The organism is Pedobacter roseus, from assembly GCF_014395225.1.
Lineage (GTDB): Bacteria > Bacteroidota > Bacteroidia > Sphingobacteriales > Sphingobacteriaceae > Pedobacter > Pedobacter roseus.
Genome location: NZ_CP060723.1, coordinates 5,961,716 through 5,986,700 on the forward strand (window position 1 = coordinate 5,961,716; position 24,985 = coordinate 5,986,700).

The window sequence follows — 24,985 nt, forward strand, 5'->3', positions numbered from 1 at the left end:
AAATTACTTTGCGCCTATAAGTGTTTGAGTGGTAATGTAATCTACCACGGCCTCAAAGTTACCAGTTTGCTGGTAAACAGCCAACTGTCTGTCTGCTCCGGTACCATGCTCCAGAATTTTGTGTACATAATTAATGTCTTCACGGCAACCTAACTCATCCACTACATCATCAACAAAATCCAATAATTCTAAAACAAGGTTGCGGCAGTTTACTTCCATTTCTTTACCGAAATCGATCAGATTGCCATCAATACCATAACGTGCAGCCCGCCATTTATTTTCGTTGATCAACGCTCTTGAATAAGATATAAACTCCATATTCTGCAAACGCAGTTTATATAGTTTAGCACATAATGCCTGAAATAATGCCGTAAATGCCATGGTTTCATCGATCAGCATCGGGCAATCGCAAATTCTGAACTCCACCGTATCAAAAAATGGATGCACTCGGATGTCCCACCAAATTTTCTTTGCATTATCCATGCAATTGGTTTTGATGAGCAGTTTCACATAATTGTCGTAATCTTCAATGCTGTTAAAAATATCAGGAATACCTGTACGCGGAAATTTATCGAAAATTTTAGTTCGGAAAGATTTGTAACCTGTATTTCTCGATTCCCAAAAAGGTGAATTGGTTGATAAGGCAAAAACGTGGGGCAGAAAATACCTCACCTGATTGGCAATATGGATAGCCAGCTCACGCGATTGAAAGCCAACATGTACATGCAGCCCAAAAATAAGGTTAGAACGGGCAGCCTCCTGCAGCTCGTTAACAATTTCGTTGTAGCGGGGATGTTCGGTAATCAATTGTTTTTCCCAATGTGAAAATGGGTGGGTACCAGCGGCACCGATTCTCAAACCCTGTTCTCCGGCAAGTTGCGATACGGTGTAGCGCAACTGCGAAATTTCTTTACGGGCTTCGGTGGTGGTTTTGCAAATTCCGGTTCCTACTTCAACCACGGCCTGGTGCATTTCTGCCTTTACCTGGTCTTTGTGAATTTTTTGTGCGGCCTCTACAATTTTTTGGTCATGCGAAGTAAGCTCTCGGGTAACGGGATCAATTACCATGTACTCTTCTTCTATGCCCAGCGTAAACTCGTTCATGTTAGTATTGATTAGAATTTAAATCCCAATTATTTTTTTGCTGTTGCTTTTTTAGGCTTTGCAGGCGCTTTTTCTGTTGCGGTAGCTTTTTTTACTGTTGCCGTTTTAGCCGCTTTTGGAGCTGATTTTGTAATTAATGGTTTGCCACCAACAGAGGCTTTAATGTATTCGCCCCAGGTTAAATTATCCTGACCATCTTTTTGTGCTTTCGCTCTTTCTATGGCATAATTGGCTGTGGTTTCTACCACCCAATCAAAATTTTCCTGACCAACGCTATTGATGTCTGCATCTGGTGCAGGGTTACAAAAATCGATTGCAATAGGCACCCCATCGCGCACTGCGAATTCTACCGTATTAAAGTCGTATCCTAAATATTGACATAATTTAAGTGTGTATTCTTCTACTGTTTTAAGCAGTTTCGGATCAGGCGATTTTCCTTCTGTTGCATAACGTAAATGGTGAGGGTTGCGGGGATCATACTGCATAATGCGTACATGTTTACCCCCAATGCAATAACACCTGAAATACTCTTCAAAAATGATTTCTTCCTGCAAAAGCATCACCAATTGTTGCGTGCCGCTATGTTTGTCGAAAAAATCTTCTTTATTGTGTAATTTGTAAACATCTCTCCAGCCGCCACCGTCGTAGGGTTTCATGTAAGCCGGGAAGCCTGTGTATTCGAAAATAGCATCCCAGTCTAATGGCATGGCTAGATTAGAAAAAGATTCGCCTGTGGTTCCAGTAGGATGTTCTCTTGAAGGTATTAATGCTGTTTTGGGTACAGGCACACCAATCTGTTCGGCCAGTGCATTATTGAAAAATTTTTCGTCGGCACTCCACCAAAATGGATTGTTGATTACTGCGGTTCCGGTAATGGCTGCATTTTTTAAAGATGCACGGTAAAAAGGCACATCCTGCGAAATGCGGTCGATGATGACTGAATAGCCTAACGGTACATTCTGAAATATTTTGTCGATTTTAACAGCTTCGGCGGTAATGCCTTTTTCTGCTTTTTGATTGATCCTTTCGATTACGGCTTCAGGAAAAGAACGCTCCTGTCCGAATAAAATCCCTATTTTTTTCATTGGTACTATTTTAGTTTAATTGTTTAACTGGTTAATCGGTTAATTGTTTGATTATTATAGTCTAATCGACTTTGGATTTAGAACTCGGGATTTAGGACTAAATCTATAACTGTGCAATATAATTCGGAAACATCTCTCTCCAGATCGGCCAGTCGTGGTCGGCATTTTGTCTGATATCCAGCCAGTGATCGATGCCTTTTTTGTTTAGGATCTCTGATAAACGCTCATTGTCTGGTCTGCACATGTCGCGGTCGGTTGTACCCAACACAATTTTCATGTAATGCAGTTCGGGGTTGCTGTTGTTTAAAAGGTTATCTACAGGATTATTGAAATAAACATCGTCGTTGTAAAAACCATCCAGCTGGCCAGAAATATCAAATGCGCCGCTCATGCTAAACATGTGGCTCACCAGCCATGGGTGCCTGAAAGCGAAATTTGCAGCATGATAGCCTCCAAAACTACAACCAGCAGTAATAATTTTACTGTGTCCGGTTTCCTGGCGGGCCAGAGGCGCAACTTCTTCAAGCAGGTATTTGTCATACCAGATGTGGTTCTTAACCCGCTCTGCGGGATGAATACTTTTGTTGTACCAGCTCAATTTGTCAACTCCATCAGGACAATAAATCTTAATTTTTCCCTCATTAATGAATCCTTCAACAGAATCTATCAACTTGAAATCCTTATTTTCGAAATATCGCCCCATGCTTGTTGGGAACAGCAGAATGGGGATACCACCGTGACCAAAGATGAGCATGTCGATTTCGCCACTTAAATTCGGGCTGTACCATTTCTTATGTTCTTCTTTAACCATAATAAAAATTGAATGACTTAAGGTATAAATTTAAATCTGTAAAAAGAATAGTTTAAGACCTAAATTGATGTAAAATCAAAGTGAAATGTAAAAATTAAGCTTTGGTAATTAATAGTTTAGCAAGATTTGTACCTTTGCCCCGAAATTCTGGGGCTACAGCCACGTGTTAGGGGATTTGATTATGATGTACACAACAATTTTATCGGTAAAAGTTAATATCAGCAACTTTAAAATACCATCTGCTTATTTAAAGCACGAGGTAGAAATAGATATTTACACACCTGAAGGTATTTTAGGAAATGAAAAAATAGAACTTCTATTCTTAAATGACGGACAGGATATTGCCAAGATGGACTTTAAACGGATTTTGGAAGATGCTCATCATGGCAAAAGGAACCATAGGTTAATTGTTGTGGCCATTAAAGCGTCAGATGACCGTTTAATGGAATATGGGGTAGCAGGGGTGCCCGATTTTAAAGGCCGTGGTGCTAAAGCCCAACTTTACAGCGATTTTGTAATTAAAGAATTACTGCCTTTTGTTAAAAAGAAAATTGCAATGCCCATAACCGGTAGGGTTGGTTTTGCAGGTTTCTCTTTAGGTGGTTTATCTGCTTTCGATATTGCCTGGAACAATCCCACTGCTTTTGATGCCATCGGTGTTTTTTCGGGTGCATTTTGGTGGAGAAAAAAGGATCTGGCAGATGGTTATACCGATGCCGACCGCATTATGCATGCAAAAATCGAAAATACAGCTACCAAAGCTGATATGAAATTCTGGTTGATGACCGGAACGGAAGATGAAAAGGCCGATCGGAATAAAAATATGATTATCGATTCGATCGATGATACGATTGATATTGTAAAAATCCTCTTGAATAAAGGTTATAAAAGACCCGAAAATGTTTTTTATTATGAAAAAGTGGGCGGTAAACACGATGTTCCAACCTGGGAAAGTGTAATGCCTGCCTTTTTGGATTGGGCATTTGAGGTTTAGTGATAGAATCGATAAGTATGGTCGTCATTCCCGCGCATGCGGGAATCGTAATACAAGCGCTTTAAGATTCCCAATCGACCCGATAGCTATCGGGTTGGGAATGACAATCGATCGCATGGCTATTTATACTTCAAAAAAATACCGGTATCAAAAATGGTCCATAGGCAGCTTCGTTGTCTGCAACTTTTTAAAGCACCATTGGCCCAGGTATTGCAGGTTTTAAAAATGCTGTAACTTCCATTGGCTTCATAAAAAGCATCACCAATATCGTAGTGAATGTTTGATTTAACGCTTATTAAACGTCCGGATTCATCTTTTGTAAAACTATTTAAAATGTAATCGATCAATAACTGGTATTGTACTTTGCTGATCATTATTTTTTTACAGTTTACATCTTCTACAATGTTTTTATAGTATGTGGTATGCATGGCCGAAGTGCTCAATCCGGAGATGGCCCTTAAGCCGTTGCTAAGCTTCAAGTCTGAAAATTCTGGTGTTTCGAGGTAGAATTTTTTATCGCCCCAGCCCATAGCCAGGTATCGATAAGTGCTATCAGCCTCTAAGGTGTTTTGATAACTGATTTCTTTTGTCCAGTTTATTTGGCCGGTAACCGCGGGGACCACAATGTCGGTATGTACACCATTCGTCATAATATAAATGGCAATTTCTTTTGGGTTTGTTGGATTGGCGTTTATGGTAATACGCGAGCAGCAAAAAGCAGTGAGGAAGTAAATTCCAATCAATGCGATAAAAACTACTAAAAATCTGCCTGTATATTTTAAAGTCCTCTTATTCATTCCAATCAGCTTGTTACAATTAATACAACAGCGGCATTTTTGGTAACCCAAATTTGCGGAAAAATTTTATCTATCGATTTTATTGATGGCAGTATCGAAAAACATGATTTTTTCACATTTAAGTTATTCCTACCTTGACCGGATGATAAAAGGATTATTTGAAACACATATTTATGTGGAGGACTTACAAAGATCGATCGATTTTTACAGCAATGTTTTAGGTTTAACCCAATGCCACTATGAAGAAGAACGCAAAATTGCCTTTTTCTGGATCGGTAAACCGCAGGAAGCCATGTTGGGGATTTGGGAAAAGCCAAAAAATGAAATTGATATCAGGCATTTTGCTTTTCGTTGCGACGTGGATGATATAGTAAATAAATCAGTCCAGTTTCTCGAATCTAAGCAGCTTCAACCTTATAATCGTCTCAATAGTGGTGGTAACGAACCCATGGTTTTTGCCTGGATGCCCGCTGTAGCCATTTATTTTGACGATCCGGATGGGCATGCGCTCGAATTCATTGCCATTCTGGAAGGAGAAGCGAGGCCAGAGCTGGGGGTGGTTTCATATCAGGATTGGCTAAATAGAAATATTTAAGCTTGCTAAGAAGTGTTGCCTTTTGGATGCAGTTTAAATTTTTTTTCCGCTCTATGCCGCGGTGGCATGGTACTTTGGAGCGCCAAAGTACCCAAAGCGCTTTGTCAATCCAGCAATGTGCTTCCACACAAGCCCATTTCGCATCAAAAAAACAGTGGCACTTTGTTTTGTTTGTTAGAAGCAGGTGAGTGGATTTTGCAAATATGAAACACAAAACCACTGCGTTTGAGGTTTGGTAGTGCTAATTGTTCTTTGCTGCAACTGTTTTTTTGATTTCCCGCACCTGGGATTGACGGCATTCTTCGGTAAAGCCTGCTAGTTTTTCAGCGCAAGTTAGCGTAAAGCATAAGTGATGCTTACAGGAATGTATTTACACTGCAGAAAAGCTTTGAATATTAACCGGCAATTGTTTGCAAGGCCTCTGCTGTCGATGGTAGGAAATTTATATGTTTGCCCTTATTACTTTCGTAAATAAAATCTTTAAGGCTTTTACTTGGTGCGCTAAAATCGCCGACAATAGCCAGGCTTACCCGATAATTTGAGAATTTTTGAAGAATTTCTCCTGCTATTCCGTTTTTCAGGTCGAAGAAATCGGGGATGATATTTTGTTTGTGGATGATGATTTTATCAAAACCCTGGTAATATAGGTTCCCCAATAAGTCTAAGCCATCTACTGCATCATTAATAATAATTTCTTCTGAGATAACCTCTGCAATATTGATATTATTGATGGTATGCATTTCAATTTTCATCTGTAATTAGTAAGTGTTAGCTGTTATAACTTATTGCAGCTAATTTAAAGATTAAGTTTTCTTTTAAACATTTTGTTCAAACCTGCAATTGGTTAAAAAAAGAACTGCTCCACCTTTCTGTTTAAAAATGAGATAATTGCAACATTATCATAGCATTAAATAGTGAGCTATATAGTTGAAAATCCATTTCTAAACACTATCTTTGCGCCAAATTTGAGGCGCATTTTATGCAAAAGATTAGAAATATAGCTATTATAGCACACGTTGACCACGGTAAAACCACGTTGGTTGATAAGATTTTACACTCTTGTTCTATTTTTCGTGACAACGAACAAACAGGAGATTTGATATTGGATAATAACGATTTAGAACGCGAGCGTGGTATCACGATTGTATCTAAAAACGTATCAGTTCAGTACAAAGACGTAAAAATTAACATTATTGACACTCCTGGTCACGCGGATTTCGGCGGTGAGGTAGAGCGTGTTTTGAAAATGGCAGATGGTGTACTTTTACTTTGCGATGCTTTTGAAGGTGCAATGCCTCAAACACGTTTCGTAACGCAAAAAGCTTTAGCCCTTGGTTTAAAACCGATTGTGGTAGTAAACAAGGTAGATAAAGAAAACTGTCGCCCGGAAGAGGTTTACGAGCAGATTTTCGAATTGTTCTTTAACCTTGAAGCAACTGAAGAGCAATTGGATTTCCCGGTAATTTACGGTTCATCTAAACAAGGATGGATGAGTACCGACTGGCAAAAACCAACTACAGATATTTTTGCTTTATTGGATGCAGTTGTGGCTAACATTCCACCAGCGCCAATTAACGATGGTACATTACAAATGCAGATCACTTCGTTAGATTATTCATCTTTCGTAGGTCGTATTGCAATCGGTCGTGTTCACCGTGGTACCATTAAAGAAAACCAACCGGTTACTTTAATCAAACGCGATGGTAAAATTGTTAAAACAAGAGTAAAAGAACTTTATACTTTCGAAGGTTTAGGGAAAATCCGTACCACAGAAGTAAGTTCGGGTGATATTTGTGCTGTAGTAGGTATTGATGGTTTTGATATTGGTGATACTATCGCTGATTTTGAAGCACCAGAACAATTACCTGTAATCAGCATTGATGAGCCAACAATGAACATGTTGTTCACAATTAACAACTCTCCATTTTTTGGTAAAGAAGGTAAATTAGTAACTTCTCAACGTATTAAAGAGCGTTTAATCAAAGAAACTGAGAAAAACCTGGCTTTGAAAGTTGTAGAAACAGCTTCTCCTGATGCCTGGTTGGTTTATGGTCGTGGTATCCTCCACTTATCTGTATTAATTGAAACGATGCGTCGTGAAGGTTATGAGATTCAGGTAGGTCAGCCTCAGGTTATCGTTAAAGAAATTGATGGAAAGAAACATGAGCCGATTGAAACTTTAATCGTTGATGTTCCGGGAGAAGTTTCTGGTAAAGTAATCGAATTGGTAACTCAACGTAAAGGTGAGTTATTGATTATGGAGCCAAAAGGCGATTTACAACACTTGGAATTCGAAATCCCTGCACGTGGTATCATTGGTTTACGTAACAACGTTTTAACGGCTACAGCAGGCGAGGCGATTATGGCTCACCGTTTCAAAGCTTACGAGCCTTGGAAAGGTACAATCCCTGGTCGTTTAAACGGTGTATTGGTTTCAATGGAAAAAGGACAAACTACAGCTTATTCAATCGATAAGTTACAAGATAGAGGTCGTTTCTTCATCGATCCGGGAACTGATGTTTATGAAGGTCAGATTATGGGTGAGCACATCCGTGATAACGATTTAGTAGTAAACGTAGTAAAAGGTAAAGCATTAACCAACATGCGTGCCTCTGGTACTGATGATAACACCCGTATTGCACCTGCAATTAAATTCTCTTTAGAAGAAGCAATGGAGTATATCCAGGCTGATGAGTACATCGAGGTTACACCTGCAAGCATGCGTTTACGTAAAATCTTCTTAACAGAACAAGAACGTAAAGTTAAAGGAAAGCAGTTCGCTTAGATCCCTCCCAAAAGGATGCCTTTGGCATAAATCCCCTAAAAGGGGACTTAAAAATACAATTACTAAAGCCCCGACGTCAATCGGGGCTTTTTTGTGTTTAAAGCGGTTTTATTCGAGTTGACAACTTTTATTGTAAACAGGCGCTGAAAGTTGTCAACTCTTAAGTAATAATCTAATGAAATAATAAAAGTTCTCTCAACATTACTTAGGTGTTTTAGGTAGTGATAAAAATGATGAGGAAAGCAGTTTCAGTACATTTTTTATTGTTAGTCCTTCTTTCCGCTAAATACCCGATAAAGAATCGGGTGATACCGCTTCAATAAGGTTTAAGTGGCTTGGTTCTGTGATCATAGTTGGGGTAGCGACCTAACTAATTTTGAAAAGTCGCCCGCGTTTATTTTTGCTTATCTTGCCCCTGCAAAATTTTAATCATGCAAACTTACCTTCAGTCCTTTAATATTCTTTCACCGGCAGAAATTGATGTTTTCACTGCAAATGCTACAACAAGGGCATTAAAAAGAGGAGAATTTTTCATTACCGAGAATCAGGTTTGTAAAGAAGTAGCTTTCATAAAATCGGGTATTCTGCGTTCTTATTATACTTCTGCCAGTGCAGAAGAATATACTTATTGCCTTACCTTTCCCAATCAGTTTATGACGGCTTATTCCTCTCTGATTACCGGAAACCCAACCGTAGAGAATATCCAGGCAATGAGTAATGTAGATTTGCTGATTATCAAAAAAGAAGTGATTGATGATTTAGCTGCATCCAGTATAAATGGATTAAAGTTGCTAAAAACCATCGCTGAGCAGCAATACCTGCATTTAGAAAAACGCATTTTTATGTACCAGAAAGATGCGGCTAAACAGCGCTATCTGGAGCTCTTCAAAAATTATCCCGATTATATTAAAGAAATACCAGTAAAATATCTGGCGTCGTTTCTGGCCATTACCCCGAGGCACTTAAGCCGGCTCCGCAAAGAAATTATTTAAGGACATTTGTCTGCCTGTTGAGCAAAAGATCAGGGTTAATTTTGTGTTGTAAATAATAGCAACATGAAAAATATTTTAATCCTAAACGGGCATCCAAATAAAAACAGCCTTAATTTTGCCCTGGCAGAAGCTTATTATAAAGGAGCGATGGAGGCAGGTGCCACAGTTTCTTTAATCCACATCGCCGATTTAACTTTTAATCCCAACCTTGCTTTCGGTTACCAGCAGCGCATGGAATTGGAACCTGATTTATTATATAGTTTAGAAAAAATAAAAGCTGCTGATCATTTGGTATGGGTTCATCCGGTTTGGTGGGGAGGTATGCCTGCCTTGATGAAAGGATTTATCGACCGCTTGTTTTTACCTGGCATCGCCTTTAGGTATCGTGAAAACAGTATTTGGTGGGATAAACTCTTCAGTGGGAAAACAGCCCGGATCATTACTACTTTAGACCAGCCCTCATGGTATTACCGCCTTTTTTTCGGTCGGCCGAGCGTTAACCAGTTCAAAAAAAGTGTACTCCGGTTTTGTGGGATAAATCCGGTTAAAATCACTTATGTAGGAGTTGTTAAAACATCTACGGAAAAGCAGAGATTAAAGTGGGTTAATGAAGTATTTGAACTCGGTAGGCGCTTGAGGTAAGTGCTTATTCACCAGTCTGATTATTAATCAGTTTAGTGTTTTTTTGTCAGCAGATTTTCATAAAACTTATAGGAATAAAAAACTAACAATTTGATGGCAATTCATTTTGGTACAGCCTTTAATTTTGCATTTTACCAAGCAAACAAATCGTCCCAAATCATGATTAATAAAGGGTTATCCAATGTGGGTATATTTTTATTAAATATGCTCTCTCTCTTGCCGCTATTTATTTTATATAGATTGGCAGATGCTTTTTATATGTTAATTTTTTATGTTTTTGGCTACCGTAGAAAAGTGGTTAAAGAAAACCTTGTTAATGCTTTTCCAGAGAAAACCGCTACTGAAATTTATGCGATAGAAAAACGGTTCTATAAATTTTTAGCTTCACTTTTTATCGAAGTGATCAAAATGAAAAGCATCTCTAAAAAAGAGCTGAATAAAAGGGTTAAATTTAAAAATACCGATCTGGTTGAGGCTTATCTTAAAAATAACGAGAGCGTAATTTTTTGTTCTTCACATTACGGAAATTACGAATGGGTTTGTATGGCGATAGGTTTAAACTTCTCAGGCGAACATTATCCAATTTATAAACCTTTAAGCAGCGAATCCTTCAATAATTGGTTCCTAACCATGAGAAGTAAATTCGGTAACCAGATGGTGGCTATGCGCCAAACTTTACGGGCAATACAGGCGAGTAAAAATGTGGCGACCATGTTTACTTTTGGAAGCGATCAGGCGCCTTCTAAAGATGAATCGAACTACTGGACCATGTTTTTAAACCAGGAATCATCGATCCAGCTGGGTGTAGAAAAAATTGCCAGAAAAACCAATCGCCCTGTTTTTTACTTAAAAATAAATCATTTAAAAAGGGGCTATTACGAAGTAGACTGCGTGCCGATCTGTTTAAATCCCGCTGAAACTGCCGAATTTGAAATCACCGAGATGCATACACACTTTTTAGAAGATATGATCAAAGAAGCGCCTGCTTATTGGTTGTGGAGTCACCGGAGGTGGAAGTACAAACCAGAGCAGAAAGTTCAGAAGGTGGCGGCAGATCAGAATGTAATGGATGCTATGGTTTAAACCGCTTATCGTATCCTTAAATTAAAATCTAACATTTTTGTGGCATAATTAGTTGCGTTGCTTTTTAATTTAGCAATTCAACTAATTCTGATATGATTAAAAAGGGGATTTCCCATTTGGGAATATTTTTTTTAGGCGTATTATCTCTGTTTCCACTATCTGTTTTATACATTCTGGCCGATGGAGCTTACCTACTGCTTTATTTTGTTTTGGGCTACCGCAGGAAAGTGGTGCGGGAAAATCTGTTAAAAGCCCTTCCTGATAAGCCATTAAAAGAAATTATTCTTATCGAGAAACGTTTTTACCGCTATCTGGCTTCACTGATATTCGAGGTTTTAAAAATGAACAGTATCTCAAAAGAAGAAATAGAGAAGCGTTTTATTTTTAAAAATAGGGATCAGGTTCAGGCCTATTTAGACCGTGGCGAAAGCGTATTGATTTGTTCGGCACATTATGGCAACTGGGAGTGGGGTACTTTGGGCCTTGGCCTCAATTTTTCAGCAGATCATTACCCCATTTATAAACCTTTAACTAACCCGATATTCGATAATTGGTTTAAAGGAGTACGAAGCAGGTTCGGGAATAAACTTATTGCCATGCGGCAGACCATGCGCGCTTTGCAGGCCAGTAAAGGAAAACCGAGTATCTTTAGTTTTGGGAACGATCAGGCACCTTCTAAAGATGAATCGCATTACTGGACTACCTTTCTGCACCAATCCAGTTCAGTACAATTGGGAATTGAGAAAATTGCAAAACGTACCAATCAACCAATATTCTATTTTAAAACAAATGTATTGAAACGCGGATTTTACGAAGTGGATTGTGTGCCATTATGTTTAAACCCCGCAGAAACCGCTGAATTTGAAATCACTGAACTGCATACCCGCTTTCTGGAGAAAATGATCAACGAAGAACCCGCCTATTGGTTGTGGAGCCATAAACGGTGGAAATACAAGCCCAAACCAGAACTTCTTCTTAATAAAAATGAGATGTTAAAACAGGCTTAAACTTTAAATATTTTATATTTGAATGTTAAAAGCTGCCGATGAAAATCTTCAAAAAAACACTCTTAATCCTGATATATTCCTTCTTTTTATTGCTTTTTGCGCTCCTGCTCTGGAAACCATACCTCAGAAGGGTGTTAAGATATAGAACACCCGGCGCCGAAACCTATAAAATTTTTCCACAGGAAGTTTCGCATAAAAGTGATTCGGCCTTACACTTTATAAGGCCTCCAAAACAACGCAACGATCTGGATACGCTTCATGTATTAGATGGAAATAATCATTCTATTCCGTTAAAAGACTATTTAAAAAATGGACAGGTTAATGTTTTTATTGTGATCAGGAATGATAGCATTTTATATGAGCGATATGATAAGGGTTATAGCGATAGTACCTTAACGAGTATATTTTCGGGAGCTAAGAGTATGATTTCTATTGCTATCGGTAAGGCATTGGCAGATCACAGCATTAACAACTTAGATGAAAAAGTAACAAAGTATATTCCTGAATTAAAATCGAACCCTGCCTTTGCACAAATTACTTTAAAAAACCTTCTGGATATGAAATCAGGACTTGAATTTCAGGATGCTTTAGGTGGAATTGTAAAGGCATTTTTCTCAGACGAAGCCAAATATTATTATACTGATGATATGAAAGCGCAGTTGATGAAAGTTAAACTGGTAAATAAGCCGGGTACGGTTTGGGTATACAAAAGTATTGATCCGATTTTATTGGGCTGGGTTTTAAAGAAGGCAACAGGTAAATCGGTGGCGAAGTATTTTGAAGCCAATGTGTGGAAGCAGATCGGTACGCAATATGACGCCACCTGGGGATTAGATCAGGTAAACGGTTTAACCAATACCGCCAGTCGTTTCCAGGTAACCGCCATTGATTTTGCTAAAATCGGGCGTTTGTATCTGAATAAAGGAAAATATCATGGCAAGCAGGTTGTGCCTGAAGATTGGGTAAATCAATCTATAAATATTGGTGCTGAAAAACCAGCATCAGCAAAAGGCTGGCAAAAATCAGCTCATCATTACCTTTGGTGGATTCCACAGGAAGGGGATAAGGGAGATTATGCTGCTGAGGGTATGCTGGGGCAAAGATTATATATCGATCCAAAAACTAATACTATTATTGTACAGTTCGCCGATCATGGGGCAGGTAATTATCCTTATAGGAAAATCAGCAGGTATTTAAGTGCTTTGCCATTTAGTTATCCTAAGGGTAAGTAGCCAACGGAGGCATGTTTTTTAACCACTGATGTACCACAGATAAACACGGATGGTATATCTGTGTTTAAAATGCTTACGCTGCGCTATTCTTTGTTTGCCCTATGGTTGACAACAGATATTCTTTGTGGCAAAAATTTAAACATATTTTGTAGAAAATAGTACATTGCCTCTGCATGGAAAATAACGATGTAAAAATTTCAAAAAAGAAGCCGATTTTTCCGGTTACACCTGCTTTGCAGAAATATTTGCGCACTTACCAACGCGAAGCCAAATTGCCCATCGGTTATAACGACCTGATGCAATTTAACGAAGCTTTTCCTTTAATGGATAAATTTGGTAAAGACTCGCTTTGGGAAGGACCGATTTATGCTCAGGATTTAATTGAAACCCTGCATGATGGCTTAAAAGAAATTTATGCCAACTTAAAAGCATCGGGTAACTTACGGATTGTAGAGCATAAATACATCGATAAAATTGAATATTGCACCTTTGGAAACACACATCCCTTCCGCATACGGATCGTAAACCGTTTAAATGATGTGTACGATTATTTCTATATTAAGAAAGCTGATGCCTCGCGTATTTATGGACTGGAAATGGAAGAAATCCTTTCACCAAATCAGGTAAATTACCTGGTTGATGGTGATACTTTGGTAGAAGAGCATATCGCTGGAATTCCAGGTGATGTTTTTACCAAAGGACAATTGTATACGCCAGAATTTAATCCTACCCGTATTGCAAAAGAGTTTGTTAAGTTTAACGAACGCTGCTTAATTATGCTTTTGGGCGATATGCGTGCTTATAATTTCGTGGTGCAGATTACCCCCGATTTTGATGACATCCAGTTCCGCATCAGGGCAATAGATTTTGATCAACAGTTTTATGAAGGGAATTTAAAGGTTTACCTTCCACAGTTTTTTAAAGAAAATTTGCCTTATGTAAAAATGAGCATGGAGCAATTGACCGAGAAAACCGTACTGCAGTATCAACAGGAAGAACGCTCATCTATTGTGCACCGGGTGAGGAGTGAGCGTCATCGATTAACTGATCTCCGAGACGTTTCGAACAAAGAAGAACTCACCACACCAGAAAACATTGCTTTGCTAAAACAGGGCATGAGCGATTATTTTAAGGATAAGAATTATTTGCGCTGTAAAACCATGACGGATATTATTGAACTGAATATAAAAAATATCATCAGGCAGGTAAAGCTATAAGTGGCGTTGGGTGTTACCTTCCTACACTGAAAATAATCAAAATAAATTTATCCTTCAGATGGTAATATCTGATGGCACAAAAAATAGCTTAAAAGAAAAACGGCCGACAAATTGCCGACCGTTTTTGAGTGAATCTAGAAAGAGCGTCCAAAGTTTTTAGGCGTGCTGCCCCTCATGAACACCTTCGGCAAATTCTTCTACAATTTTATCATTAAAAGCAGGTAAATCTTTTGGCGTACGGCTGGTCACCAAACCTTGGTCTACCACTACTTCTTCATCCGACCAAATAGCACCGGCATTAATTAAATCTTGTGAAATATTCTTTACTGAGGTTAATTTTCTGCCTTGAACCACATCGGCATTTATCAACGTTTGCGGACCATGGCAAATGGCGGCAACTGGTTTCCCATCAGCAAAGAATGTTTTTACAAAAGCCAGGGCATCTTCGTTAACACGTAACTGATCGGGATTAATTACGCCACCTGGTAAAAGTAATCCGTTATAATCATCAGCATTTGCTTCTGCAATGGTTTTATCTACATCCACTTCTATCGACCAGTGGTCTTGATCCCAGGCTTTTATTTTTCCGCTTTTTGAGGAGATAATGTGAACGGTTGCTCCTTCTTCTTTTAACCTTTTAACTGGTTCGGTTAATTCTACTTCTTCAAATCCGCTTTCTGAAAGTACAGCAATAGTGCGGTTACTTAATTGTCCCATAATCTTTAATGTTTTTAATAGGTGATGTATTAAAGACAGTTGAGGAAAATTATTGTTTCAGAAATTTGAGATTAGGGTGGCATCATAATATAGTACAAACCAGTTAACAGATTCCGATAGGGGGCGTCATCTCGACTGAAGTGCAACGAAATGGAGAGATCTTTCAACTAAATTGATTTACATAGATTTCTCGGCTGCTCTCGAAATGACGATACTTCGATATTAATATATTGGCTAAAATACCTAATCATTTGTCCTACGATGCCTAATAAAATATAAGGCTAAATTACCGGCAATAACAACATGGTTAAAAATATTAGGGATCAAACCATAATATTTGGTAAAGATTTTAAAACGTTCTTTTAAGCTTTCGCGGTGTTTTTTCTTGCTCATACCACCAACCAGGTATTTGGCTACATAACGGTGAACATTAACAATATTAGATGCCTTTTTAGCTGCTTTTATAATCCAGTCGATATCTGAGCTATATTTATAGGTTAAATCGTAAGGAGTAATAATGCTGCGGCGGATGTAAATGGCCTGATGGCTAATGTTCATGCCATATTTAAAGCTGGTCCAATCAAATTCTTCGGGTGCTTCGTGCCTTCTGCGGCCCAGGTTTTCCCAGTTATCGTTATACATTTCTGTTTCTCCATAATAAATATCGGCACCTGGAGCAGTAGCAAAAACATCTTCTACAGTATGTTTATCATAAATCTCATCACCCGAGTTCATAAATAAAACATAATCGCCTGTTGCCAGGGCCAAACCTTTATTCATGGCATCATAAATGCCTTTATCTGGTTCAGATACGATTTTTGAGATCTGATCTTTATAACGCTCAACAACCTGCAAAGTGCCATCAGTTGATGCGCCGTCTATTACAATATATTCGATTTTTTTATAGGTTTGTTTAAGAATAGATTGGATGGTACGTTCGATATCGCGAACGTTATTATACACAATGGTGATGACTGTTAGCTTTGGCAAGAGTTGGATTTTTGGATTGGAGTAAATTTAATAAAGATTGTGCAAATTTTTCTGCCCGGATGTGAAAATGAAATTTGCCAAACATTTATCATGTTGAGAAATTGAAATTATTATTTTTCTAATTGGTTCAACACTTTTGCACCAAATTCAATTTTCTGTATATCAGTGTTTTATTTTTTTACTTCGGCTGTAAATCAATCAATGTTTCATAAAGATGGATGTGTTCTGCTGCAATAACTTCTTCCGAGAAATCGGTTAAAATACTTAATCTGGCCGCTTTTTGGATTTCTTCTTTATTGGGGCGGTGGTACAGCCACTCAATACCGTTTGCCAGATCTTCTGCATTCTGATACTCGGCCAGGTAACCATTCTGCATGTGTTTCACCATGTCAGGTATGCCTCCGGTGGTAAAGGCAACAACAGGCGTAGCGCACGATAAACTTTCCATTACCGTATTGGGTAAATTATCTTCAAGGGAAGGCGTAATAAAAGCATCGGCAGCAGAATAACATTTCGCTAAATGCTCATCTTTATTAATGGTACCCAAAAATGTGGTTTTAAAAGGGAATTCGGGCATTTCGGCATTTTCCTTATTCCCGAAAATAACCAGTTCAATATTTTCTTTTTGAATTCCACTTCTTCGCGAAAGGATTTCCAAAGCTTCGATCAAATAAGGCGTTCCTTTATGTTTGTCGTTTTTTGAAGGCATAAAACCACTCATCAGTACAAATTTATCCGGATTGATCTTCAGGATTTTTTTGGCTTCAGATTTAACATAGGGTTTGAAAATCTTTGTTTCAATGGTGTTTGGAATTACAGTAGCTTTTCTGGTACCGAGTAAACTGCTAAATTTTACCGATGCGGCCATCCATTTACTAGGCGCCACAATGTGGAAATTCAATTCGGTATAAGCTTTCTGTTTGCGTAGCCAGGTTTTATGTGAGATATCATTTTTGCCGCTGATTTTCAAAATCGGGCAGTTTCCACACTGTTGATGAAAATTTTCGCAGCCATAACGCACATGGCATCCACCAGTAAAAGCGTTGCTATCATGAAAAGTCCAAACAATTGGTTTTTCCAGTTCATCAAGCTGTGCTAGAAATTTTGGATTAAGAAAACCATGATTTACCCAATGTAAATGGATAATATCAGCATTTTTAACATCCGGGTGGTTTATGACCGAACGGCCGAACCATTGTAAACTGAATGGCGTTTTTACTGATTTGCTCAGCCATTTTGCATAATATCTTTCTGATAAGATGTTGTAAACAGCCCTGGCTTTTTGCAGTGGCGATTTGCTAAAAGTATCTATCTTTGGGTTTTGGCCAAATTTATAGTAAACCAATACTTTCGAATCGATTCCACTTGCCTTCAGGGCATCACTTAAACGCAAACAGGCACGTCCTGCTCCGCCATTTCCATCGTAGGTATTTAGGTGTACTACTTTCAAATCAATCAAAAATACATTTTATTGTTTACGAATATAAAATCTGTTGCGTAATTTCATCCTAATATTTTTTAATGCTTTTTAATTGTAGGATGGAGCCTTTGATGTTTAAAAATAATCATTTCATAAGTTTTATAATGATTTTAAACAAGCCGGGTTCAAACATCCTAAGCCAAACAAAATAAATCATGATCAAATCCCTGTTAAAATCGCTAACAGCATTAGCTTTTTTGTGGCCTATTTATTCCTTTGCCCAAGGCCAAACATATTTTGCAGCATACCCTGCTTTAACGCCCGATGCGCAGACAATAGTATTCAGCTATGATGGCGATATCTGGAAAGTTCCGGTTAAAGGAGGTGTAGCATCGAGGGTTACCGCCATGCAGGGAGAAGAAATTAATCCGAAAATATCTCCTGATGGGAAATGGATGGCTTTTTCTTCTAATCAGTTTGGTAATTATGATGTGTATATCATGCCATTAACCGGTGGAGACATTAAACAATTAACTTTTAATGATGCTTCGGATGAAGTAGATAACTGGAGCTGGGATTCGAAAACAATTTATTTCACCTCTGGCCGCTATAATTCTTTTTCGAGCTATAAAGTAAGTGTAAATGGGGGAACTGCTGTTCGTTTATTCGATAATTATTTCAATACCACCCACCATATTGCTGAATCGCCAACAGGTGAACTTTTTTTTAATGATACCTGGGAAAGTTACCGATTTACAAACCGCAAACACTATAAAGGCGCTTACAATCCCGATATCCAATCTTACAATCCAAAAACGAAAAATTATAAACGTTATACCGATTATATTGGAAAAGATTTCTGGACCAGTGTTGATCAAAAAGGGAATGTATTTTTTGTATCAGATGAAGGAAATGACGAATATAATCTATACACCTTTATCAACGGGAAAAAAACTGGTTTAACCAATTTTGATACTTCCATAAAACGTCCTTTTGTTTCGGCCAATGGAACAACCGTGGTTTTCGAAAAGGATTACCAGTTATATACCTATGATGTAGCTTCTAAAAAAACAGAAAAAATTAATATCAGTACTTCACGCAACCAGGTGTTGAGCAAAGAACAGGAGTACGATGTGCGTGGCAATATTTCGGCATTTGATGTTTCTACAGATGGAAAAAAGATGGCTTTTATTTCGCGTGGTGAAGTGTTTGTGAGTGATGCCGATGGAAAGTTTATCCGTAAAATTACCAATAGTGGCGAACGTGCTTTAGAGTGTAAATGGCTGGCCGATAACAAAACGATTTTATTCAGCCAAACGGCTAACGGTTATCAGAACTGGTTTACCATTACCGGTGATGGAAAAGGATCGGTAAAGCAGCTTACAAAAGATAAAGCGAACGTACGCGATATCACCTTAAATAAAACCAAAACCATGGCGGTTTACCTGAGCGGTAGAAATGAGCTCAAACTGATAGACCTTAAAACTTTTGACGCCAAAACATTGGTTACCGACGAATTTTGGGCATTACAAAGTGCAGCGCCGAGTTTTTCGCCAAATGACGAATATGTGCTTTTTACGGTATACCGGAATTTTGAACAGGATATTATGGTACATAACATTAAAGGCAATAAAACCATTAATTTAACCAATACAGGCGTTACCGAAACCGGGCCGGCATGGTCGCTGGATGGCAAATATATTTTCTTCACCAGTGCGCGTACCAAGCCTTCTTACCCAACTGGTATGCAGAATGCGCATATTTACCGTATGGCATTGAACAATTACGACGAGCCTTACCGTTCTGATAAGTTTGATGATTTATTTAAAGAGAGTAAACCTGCACCAACTGATGTTAAGCCTGCAGTTACTGCTCCTAAAAATGATAAAAAGGCAAAAGCGGATACGGCTAAAAAGAAAGCCGATGTTAAACCTACTCCAAAACCAGCAGATGTAATTACCATTAATACACAGGATATTTTAGACCGGATAGAATTGGTTGGTCCATCTTTCGGCGGTCAGTATGGTACTGATGCCTTTGCCAAAGGCGATAAAACTTATGTGTTTTATTCATCTAATCATGAAGGTGGTGCGCCAGGGCTTTATCGTACAACGATTGAACCTTTCGAAGCCAATAAAACCGAAAAAGTTGCCGATGGCGGCGATTATTCGATTATCTCATCAGGGGATAAATTCTTCGTTTTATCGCGCGGCACTATCAACAAATATACTTTAGAGGGAAATCGACTTGATCGGGTAGACCATGGCTACAAATTTACAAGAAACCTGAATGCCGAATTTAACCAGATGTTTTACGAAACCTGGGTGGGTTTGGATGAAAATTTTTACGATGAAAAATTCCATGGTGTAGATTGGGATAAAATGAGAACGCGTTATGCGGCCTATCTGCCTTATGTGAACAACAGGAGTGATTTAAGGATTTTATTGAACGATATGTTGGGCGAACTCAATTCTTCGCACATGGGCTTTACCAGTGCAGGGGCAGAGGAGCGTAAAAACCTCAATTATATTACCAACGAAACAGGAATTATTTTCGATAACGAAAACCCTTTAAAAGTAGAACGCATTGCAGCTAAAAGTAATGCCGCCCGTACCGGAACCAACATTTTGACGGGTGATATTTTAACTGAAGTGAACGGCGTTAAAGTTGATGAAAAAATAGACCGCGATTACTACTTCAGCAAGCCTTCATTGGATAAAGAGATGAGCCTTACCTTTAAACGTGGTGGAAAAGATGTTTATGTAAATGTACATCCGGAAAGTTCGGGTACTTTACGCGGAAATCTTTATGATGAGTGGATTACCAAAAATCATCAAAATGTAGATAAATGGAGCAATAACCGCATTGCTTATTCTTATATGAAAAACATGAGTACCGGCGAACTGGAAAGTTTTTTGCTGGATATGGTTGCGCAGGAAGAAAACAAAGAAGCCATTATCCTCGATCTACGTTACAATACCGGCGGGAATGTGCATGATGATGTGTTGAAATTCCTTTCACAGCGTCCTTATTTGCAATGGAAATACCGTGGCGGGAAAATGGCGCCCCAAAGTAATTTTGGTCCGGCAGCTAAGCCGATTGTGCTCCTCATTAACGAACAATCTTTAAGTGATGCCGAAATGACGGCAGCTGGCTTTAAACAACTTAAACTGGGAAAAATCATTGGTACGGAAACCTACCGCTGGATTATTTTTACTTCGGCTAAAGGTTTGGTTGATGGCTCTTCTTATCGTTTACCATCGTGGGGCTGTTACACCATGGACGGGAAAAATATTGAAAAAGAAGGTGTGAAACCCGATATTTTTGTGAAAAATACTTTTGAAGATCGCCTTGCAGATAAAGATCCTCAGCTGGAAAAAGCAGTAGCAGAGATCTTAAAAGACCTGAAATAAGGTTAACCGGTTAATTGTTTAAACCGGTTAATCGAGCACGCAGAGTCGTCATTTCGACTGAAGTACAGTCCCGATGTTAAGTCAGGAGAGAAATTTTTTCCGCAAGTTTAAAAGATTTATCCACTGCGGTCGAAATGACGATAAAGTTTCAATATTATATTTTTATAAAGTTTCGCTTTCGACCGATTTTACAGTTTAAACAGTTAACCATTTTAAACAATTAACCAATTTTTTCCGTTTCTTTGGACCTGGAATTATTTAAAACATGGCAAATTTATTAACCGACAGGGCTTTTTGGGTAAATTATTGGGAAAGTAAAAAAGGACTCGCGGTTCAGTTACCTTCAAACTATTTATTTCATAGCCAGCTGGCAGATGTTATCCAGAAAGATAACGTTAAAACGGCCATCGAGCTAGGCGGTTTTCCGGGTTATTATGCCGTGTTTCTGAAAAAATATTTCAAACTTGATGTTACCCTTTTAGATTATTTTGTTCACCCGCCTGTAGTAAATGAACTTTTGGAGAAAAACGGGTTAACCGAAAAGGATATCCATATTATCGAAACGGATCTGTTTAATTATGCGCCAGAGAAACAGTATGATCTTGTACTAAGCTGCGGTTTAATCGAGCATTTTAATGATACTGCCGACATTATTAACCGCCACATTGCCTTTGTAAAGCCAGGTGGTACCTTATTTATTACCTTGCCAAATTTTAAAGCCGTTAACGGTTGGTTCCAGAAGAATTTTGATAAGGAAAATTACGATAAACACAATATCGATAGCATGGATCCGGCACTGTTGAAATCAATCTGTGAACAGGCTGGCCTTAAAGAGGTAAAATCAGGTTACTTTGGACGTTTTAGTGTATGGCTGGAAAACGAAAGCCAGAAATCGGCCGGTGTTCGCTTATTTAAAAAAGCAGTTTGGCTGACCGGAAAAATATTTACAAAGATTATCCCATTTGAGAGCAAAAATCTATCACCATATATTATCTTAGTAGCGAAGAAAATCTAAAAACGCTATGTCAATCAGTTGGGGTTACTCGCCTAAAATTGAAAAATTTATTCCTTTGGCCGGATTTCCGGCAGATAAATATTTAATTGTTGCCAAACAGGCCATTGAAAATCTGGGCTGGAGTTTAAGCCATGTTTCCGAAACCGGCTTAATTGCTTATACGCCAATATCCTTCCAATCGTACAGCGAAGAAATTTCGATCCGTATCCATGGAAATTTCGCTGTAGTAAAAAGTGAATGTGTGGGTATCCAGATGCTGTTTAATGATTATGGCAAGAATGACTTAAACCTGGGTAAATTTTTTCATGAATTTGAATATGTAGAGTTTCACCTGAAAGATGTTTGGGAAGAGAACCTGATTAAATTCCACCGGTTTATAGAAACGCAGGATGATCATTATTTTGAAAAAGCACCTTTGGCTACCAAAAATAAGATCAAAAATGTACTGTTCTTGTTTTTTCCGCAAAAAGGCTATACGGTAACGCCGATTCTGGTTCTCGTAAATATCTTTTATTATATCGCGCTTGTTCTTTTCTCAATAGTGTACCTAAGGTATCAATTTGTAAGAAATGGGAGCAGTTATGATCCCGATTTTATAGAGGCACTTAAAAAGATCGCATTAAATTTTGGTGTTAACCAGCGTAATCTGGTGCTGGGCGGCGAATACTGGCGTTTAATTAGCTATCAGTTTATCCATGGATCTAAATCGCATCTGTTTTTTAATATGTATGCCCTGGTTTACCTGGGGTTGATGATCGAAAATAAACTGGGCTGGAAGAAATACCTTTTTATTTATATAATGAGCGGCATTTGTGGCGGTTTGGTGAGCTTGATTTTTCACCAGGAAGGCGTGATGATGGGCGCTTCTGGCGCTATAATGGGTTTATACGGCGCTTTTATAGCTTTATTGATTACCAAAACTTTCGAACCTAAGGCTACCAAAGCGTTGTTGGTAAGTACATTGATTGTTTCTTTACTGGTTCTCATCAATGGTGCATTTGGAAAAAGGGTTGATAATGCGGCACATATTGGTGGTTTTGTTTCGGGTTTAATTTTTACTTATCTGCTTAACTATAAATGGGATAAAACTTTCGAAGTTAAAACCTGGGCAAGATATGCGGTATCAGTGCTTTTATTTTTAATGTTTTTTAGCGGAGTAATTCATTTTAGTCCGAAATATGGAACAGAGGAATATCGCAAATTGAGGGATACTTTTAACGGTAATATGGGCTCACTCAACGGCATTATGAATTTGAAAATCTCTTTGCCTAAAGATGTTAAACTCGCTTCTATCAAAGAAGATGGTATTATACCCACGGAAAGAAACCTGGTGATTATTAAGCAAATGCAGGCCCTGACTTTGAGACCTGAAGATGCTTTAGAACGTGATGAAAAGGTAAAACTGAGTAAAGCATCCCATCGTGCCGTAATGCTGATGTATAGGGATATTAAGGCCGATAGCACTTATCGCTATAGCAAACAGACTTCTACTGCATTGGCACAGGTTTTCGAAATTCTTTACAAACCGGATTAAGTTTGCTTATCCGGCTTTTTTGTACAGTCCGATTTCGCTCAGTGTAATACAAACCGGAGATTTAGTAATGTTTATTTTTACTTTATTGGTGGTAACAGGACTATCCAATTTAATCAGGCGTTTTGCTCCTATGCTGGTACCATCGTAAACTTTTCTCCAGCTATTGTTTTCAAATACCTCGATGGTATAAGCTTCTATCCTTTGACCCAAAGGAATATATTCCTGCAGGCTGATGATGTCGAATGTTTTAGGAGCCTTTAAATCCACTTCAAGGCTTGCCTGATGCACATCATCTGTAGTGGCCCAGTAAGTTTCTCTGTTATGATCGAGTAGGGTAGCGGCATCATATTTTTTACCACGGCTGTGGCCTGCTTTAATTTGGGCATTTTTGGCCAGGTTGTTTTCGAAAGTATGTTTAACCATATCGCCAAAGGTTTTTAAAGCGGCTACATCATATTCATGCAACTGTCCACGGGTATCAGGTGCTAAACCCAGATCTAAACCTGCGCCACGCCCCACACTTTTTAAATACAAATCGAACAACGTTTCAGGAGTTTTTGGTTTTTCATTGGCATGATAAAACCAGCCTTTTCTTAAAGGAACATCACATTCAGCTGGCATCCAGAATTTACCGTTTCTAATCCCTTCAGGACTTTGCGGGTAGTTTGCCTGACCTGGAACAGCTTCATTTTTTCCATCAGGAGCCATTGGAGTAAAAGTAGCCCATGAGGTTTCAGCTGCATGGCCATCTTCATTACCCACCCAGCGGATATCCAGGCCGATATCGCTAAAAATATTGGCCATTGGCTGCATGGTCCGGGTAATGGCCCAGGTATTTTTCCAATCGTAATATTTGGTATTGTCTATCGAACGTTTTTCTTTCGCACCACCATAATAGCCATCACCACCGTTTGCACCATCGTGCCAGCTCATAAAAAGTTCCCCAAAATTGCTGTAAAGTTCTTTTAACTGGGCCTGGTAAATGGCCAGGTATTTATCGGTACCATAAAGCGCATTGTTCCTGTCCCATGGTGAGCAGTAAACCCCAAATTTTAAGCCATTTTTACGTACAGCCTGCTCCACCTCTTTAACCAAATTACCTTTGCCTGCTCTAAATGGACTTTTACTGATGTTGTAATCTGTTGTTTTGGTTGGCCATAAGGCAAAACCATCATGGTGTTTCGCAACTAAAATGATCCCTTTTAATCCTCCTGCCTTAGCCGCCTTAATAATCTGATCGGCGTTGAAATCTGTTGGATTAAATGTTTTCGGGTCGGCATCGCCAAAACCCCATTCTTTATTTTCGAAGGTAGTTGGCGTAAAATGAATCAAACCGTAAACTTCAACATCGTGCCAGGCCAACTGTCTTTTTGATGGCAGTGCACCATAAGGTTTAGGTGGTGTTTGGGCATAAATTGCTGTCGTTAAGAATAGGAAAAGAATCAATATGGGCTTTATCATCATTATAGCTTAGGTCTACCTAAAGTACAAAAAAATACCAGTTGAAGAAAAAGAGTTAATCAATATTTAACCTGCTGAGCATGTAAACACG

At 38.6% G+C, this 24,985-nt stretch carries 21 protein-coding genes; 12 read left to right on the forward strand and 9 right to left on the reverse strand.

What is annotated here, in order from left to right; all coding sequences use genetic code 11:
* Positions 1-3: 3 nt before the first annotated feature.
* The 3 genes from H9L23_RS24735 to H9L23_RS24745 form a co-directional block, all read right to left on the reverse strand.
* Positions 4-1,104: a carboxylate-amine ligase gene (locus H9L23_RS24735; RefSeq protein ID WP_187592786.1), complete on the reverse strand. Its 1,101-nt coding sequence runs from the start codon at positions 1,102-1,104 to the stop codon at positions 4-6.
* Positions 1,105-1,133: 29 nt separating this feature from the next.
* The gene (locus H9L23_RS24740) at positions 1,134-2,189 is read right to left on the reverse strand and encodes an ATP-grasp domain-containing protein (protein ID WP_187592787.1); all 1,056 of its coding nucleotides are present in this window, start codon (positions 2,187-2,189) and stop codon (positions 1,134-1,136) included.
* Between the two features lie 103 nt (positions 2,190-2,292).
* Entirely contained in the window at positions 2,293-3,000 is a 708-nt protein-coding gene (locus H9L23_RS24745; protein WP_187592788.1) for an esterase family protein, read from the reverse strand.
* Between the two features lie 181 nt (positions 3,001-3,181).
* Between H9L23_RS24745 and H9L23_RS24750 the strand changes: the two genes are divergently transcribed.
* Positions 3,182-3,994 (forward strand): alpha/beta hydrolase, encoded by an 813-nt coding sequence (locus H9L23_RS24750; protein WP_187592789.1) that lies wholly within the window; start codon positions 3,182-3,184, stop codon positions 3,992-3,994.
* 119 nt (positions 3,995-4,113) lie between these two features.
* Here the strand turns inward: H9L23_RS24750 and H9L23_RS24755 are convergent, their stop codons facing one another.
* The gene (locus H9L23_RS24755; RefSeq protein WP_187592790.1) at positions 4,114-4,791 is read right to left on the reverse strand and encodes a TIGR02117 family protein; all 678 of its coding nucleotides are present in this window, start codon (positions 4,789-4,791) and stop codon (positions 4,114-4,116) included.
* A gap of 103 nt (positions 4,792-4,894) precedes the next feature.
* On the opposite strand from H9L23_RS24755, the gene H9L23_RS24760 reads away from it, so the two are divergent.
* On the forward strand, positions 4,895-5,386 hold the full coding sequence (locus H9L23_RS24760; RefSeq protein WP_246474775.1) for a VOC family protein: 492 nt from the start codon (positions 4,895-4,897) through the stop codon (positions 5,384-5,386).
* Between the two features lie 395 nt (positions 5,387-5,781).
* On the opposite strand, the gene H9L23_RS24765 is transcribed toward H9L23_RS24760, so the two are convergent.
* Positions 5,782-6,138, reverse strand: a complete 357-nt coding sequence (locus tag H9L23_RS24765) for a DUF4180 domain-containing protein (RefSeq protein WP_187592791.1) — start codon at positions 6,136-6,138, stop codon at positions 5,782-5,784.
* A 227-nt stretch (positions 6,139-6,365) separates the two neighbouring features.
* Between H9L23_RS24765 and typA the strand changes: the two genes are divergently transcribed.
* The 7 genes from typA to H9L23_RS24800 all read left to right on the forward strand — a co-directional run bounded on the left by typA (position 6,366) and on the right by H9L23_RS24800 (position 14,344).
* Positions 6,366-8,171 carry a translational GTPase TypA gene (gene typA, locus H9L23_RS24770; RefSeq protein ID WP_187592792.1) on the forward strand — a complete coding sequence of 602 codons (1,806 nt, stop codon included), beginning with the start codon at positions 6,366-6,368 and terminating at the stop codon, positions 8,169-8,171.
* Between the two features lie 431 nt (positions 8,172-8,602).
* Positions 8,603-9,163 (forward strand): Crp/Fnr family transcriptional regulator, encoded by a 561-nt coding sequence (locus tag H9L23_RS24775; protein ID WP_187592793.1) that lies wholly within the window; start codon positions 8,603-8,605, stop codon positions 9,161-9,163.
* Positions 9,164-9,226: 63 nt separating this feature from the next.
* Positions 9,227-9,805, forward strand: a complete 579-nt coding sequence (locus H9L23_RS24780; protein ID WP_187592794.1) for an NAD(P)H-dependent oxidoreductase — start codon at positions 9,227-9,229, stop codon at positions 9,803-9,805.
* Between the two features lie 159 nt (positions 9,806-9,964).
* On the forward strand, positions 9,965-10,888 hold the full coding sequence (locus H9L23_RS24785; RefSeq protein WP_187592795.1) for a lysophospholipid acyltransferase family protein: 924 nt from the start codon (positions 9,965-9,967) through the stop codon (positions 10,886-10,888).
* A 92-nt stretch (positions 10,889-10,980) separates the two neighbouring features.
* Positions 10,981-11,895, forward strand: coding sequence for a lysophospholipid acyltransferase family protein (locus H9L23_RS24790; protein ID WP_187592796.1), 915 nt, complete (start codon positions 10,981-10,983; stop codon positions 11,893-11,895).
* A 38-nt stretch (positions 11,896-11,933) separates the two neighbouring features.
* Positions 11,934-13,127 carry a serine hydrolase domain-containing protein gene (locus tag H9L23_RS24795; protein ID WP_187592797.1) on the forward strand — a complete coding sequence of 398 codons (1,194 nt, stop codon included), beginning with the start codon at positions 11,934-11,936 and terminating at the stop codon, positions 13,125-13,127.
* A gap of 173 nt (positions 13,128-13,300) precedes the next feature.
* On the forward strand, positions 13,301-14,344 hold the full coding sequence (locus tag H9L23_RS24800; protein ID WP_025142129.1) for a hypothetical protein: 1,044 nt from the start codon (positions 13,301-13,303) through the stop codon (positions 14,342-14,344).
* A 156-nt stretch (positions 14,345-14,500) separates the two neighbouring features.
* Here the strand turns inward: H9L23_RS24800 and H9L23_RS24805 are convergent, their stop codons facing one another.
* The 3 genes from H9L23_RS24805 to H9L23_RS24815 form a co-directional block, all read right to left on the reverse strand.
* Positions 14,501-15,061 carry a type 1 glutamine amidotransferase domain-containing protein gene (locus H9L23_RS24805; protein WP_121284244.1) on the reverse strand — a complete coding sequence of 187 codons (561 nt, stop codon included), beginning with the start codon at positions 15,059-15,061 and terminating at the stop codon, positions 14,501-14,503.
* A 243-nt stretch (positions 15,062-15,304) separates the two neighbouring features.
* Entirely contained in the window at positions 15,305-16,051 is a 747-nt protein-coding gene (locus H9L23_RS24810; protein WP_187592798.1) for a glycosyltransferase family 2 protein, read from the reverse strand.
* A gap of 178 nt (positions 16,052-16,229) precedes the next feature.
* The gene (locus H9L23_RS24815) at positions 16,230-17,501 is read right to left on the reverse strand and encodes a glycosyltransferase family 4 protein (RefSeq protein ID WP_246474776.1); all 1,272 of its coding nucleotides are present in this window, start codon (positions 17,499-17,501) and stop codon (positions 16,230-16,232) included.
* A gap of 185 nt (positions 17,502-17,686) precedes the next feature.
* Between H9L23_RS24815 and H9L23_RS24820 the strand changes: the two genes are divergently transcribed.
* The 3 genes from H9L23_RS24820 to H9L23_RS24830 all read left to right on the forward strand — a co-directional run bounded on the left by H9L23_RS24820 (position 17,687) and on the right by H9L23_RS24830 (position 23,433).
* The gene (locus H9L23_RS24820) at positions 17,687-20,884 is read left to right on the forward strand and encodes a S41 family peptidase (RefSeq protein WP_187592800.1); all 3,198 of its coding nucleotides are present in this window, start codon (positions 17,687-17,689) and stop codon (positions 20,882-20,884) included.
* A gap of 265 nt (positions 20,885-21,149) precedes the next feature.
* Positions 21,150-21,899, forward strand: a complete 750-nt coding sequence (locus H9L23_RS24825) for a class I SAM-dependent methyltransferase (RefSeq protein WP_187592801.1) — start codon at positions 21,150-21,152, stop codon at positions 21,897-21,899.
* 7 nt (positions 21,900-21,906) lie between these two features.
* A complete protein-coding gene (locus H9L23_RS24830; protein WP_187592802.1) occupies positions 21,907-23,433 on the forward strand; it encodes a rhomboid family intramembrane serine protease in 1,527 nt (508 codons plus the stop codon).
* Positions 23,434-23,439: 6 nt separating this feature from the next.
* Here H9L23_RS24830 and H9L23_RS24835 read toward each other — a convergent pair whose 3' ends face one another.
* A complete protein-coding gene (locus H9L23_RS24835; RefSeq protein ID WP_246474777.1) occupies positions 23,440-24,897 on the reverse strand; it encodes an alpha-L-fucosidase in 1,458 nt (485 codons plus the stop codon).
* Between the last annotated feature and the right edge of the window lie 88 nt (positions 24,898-24,985).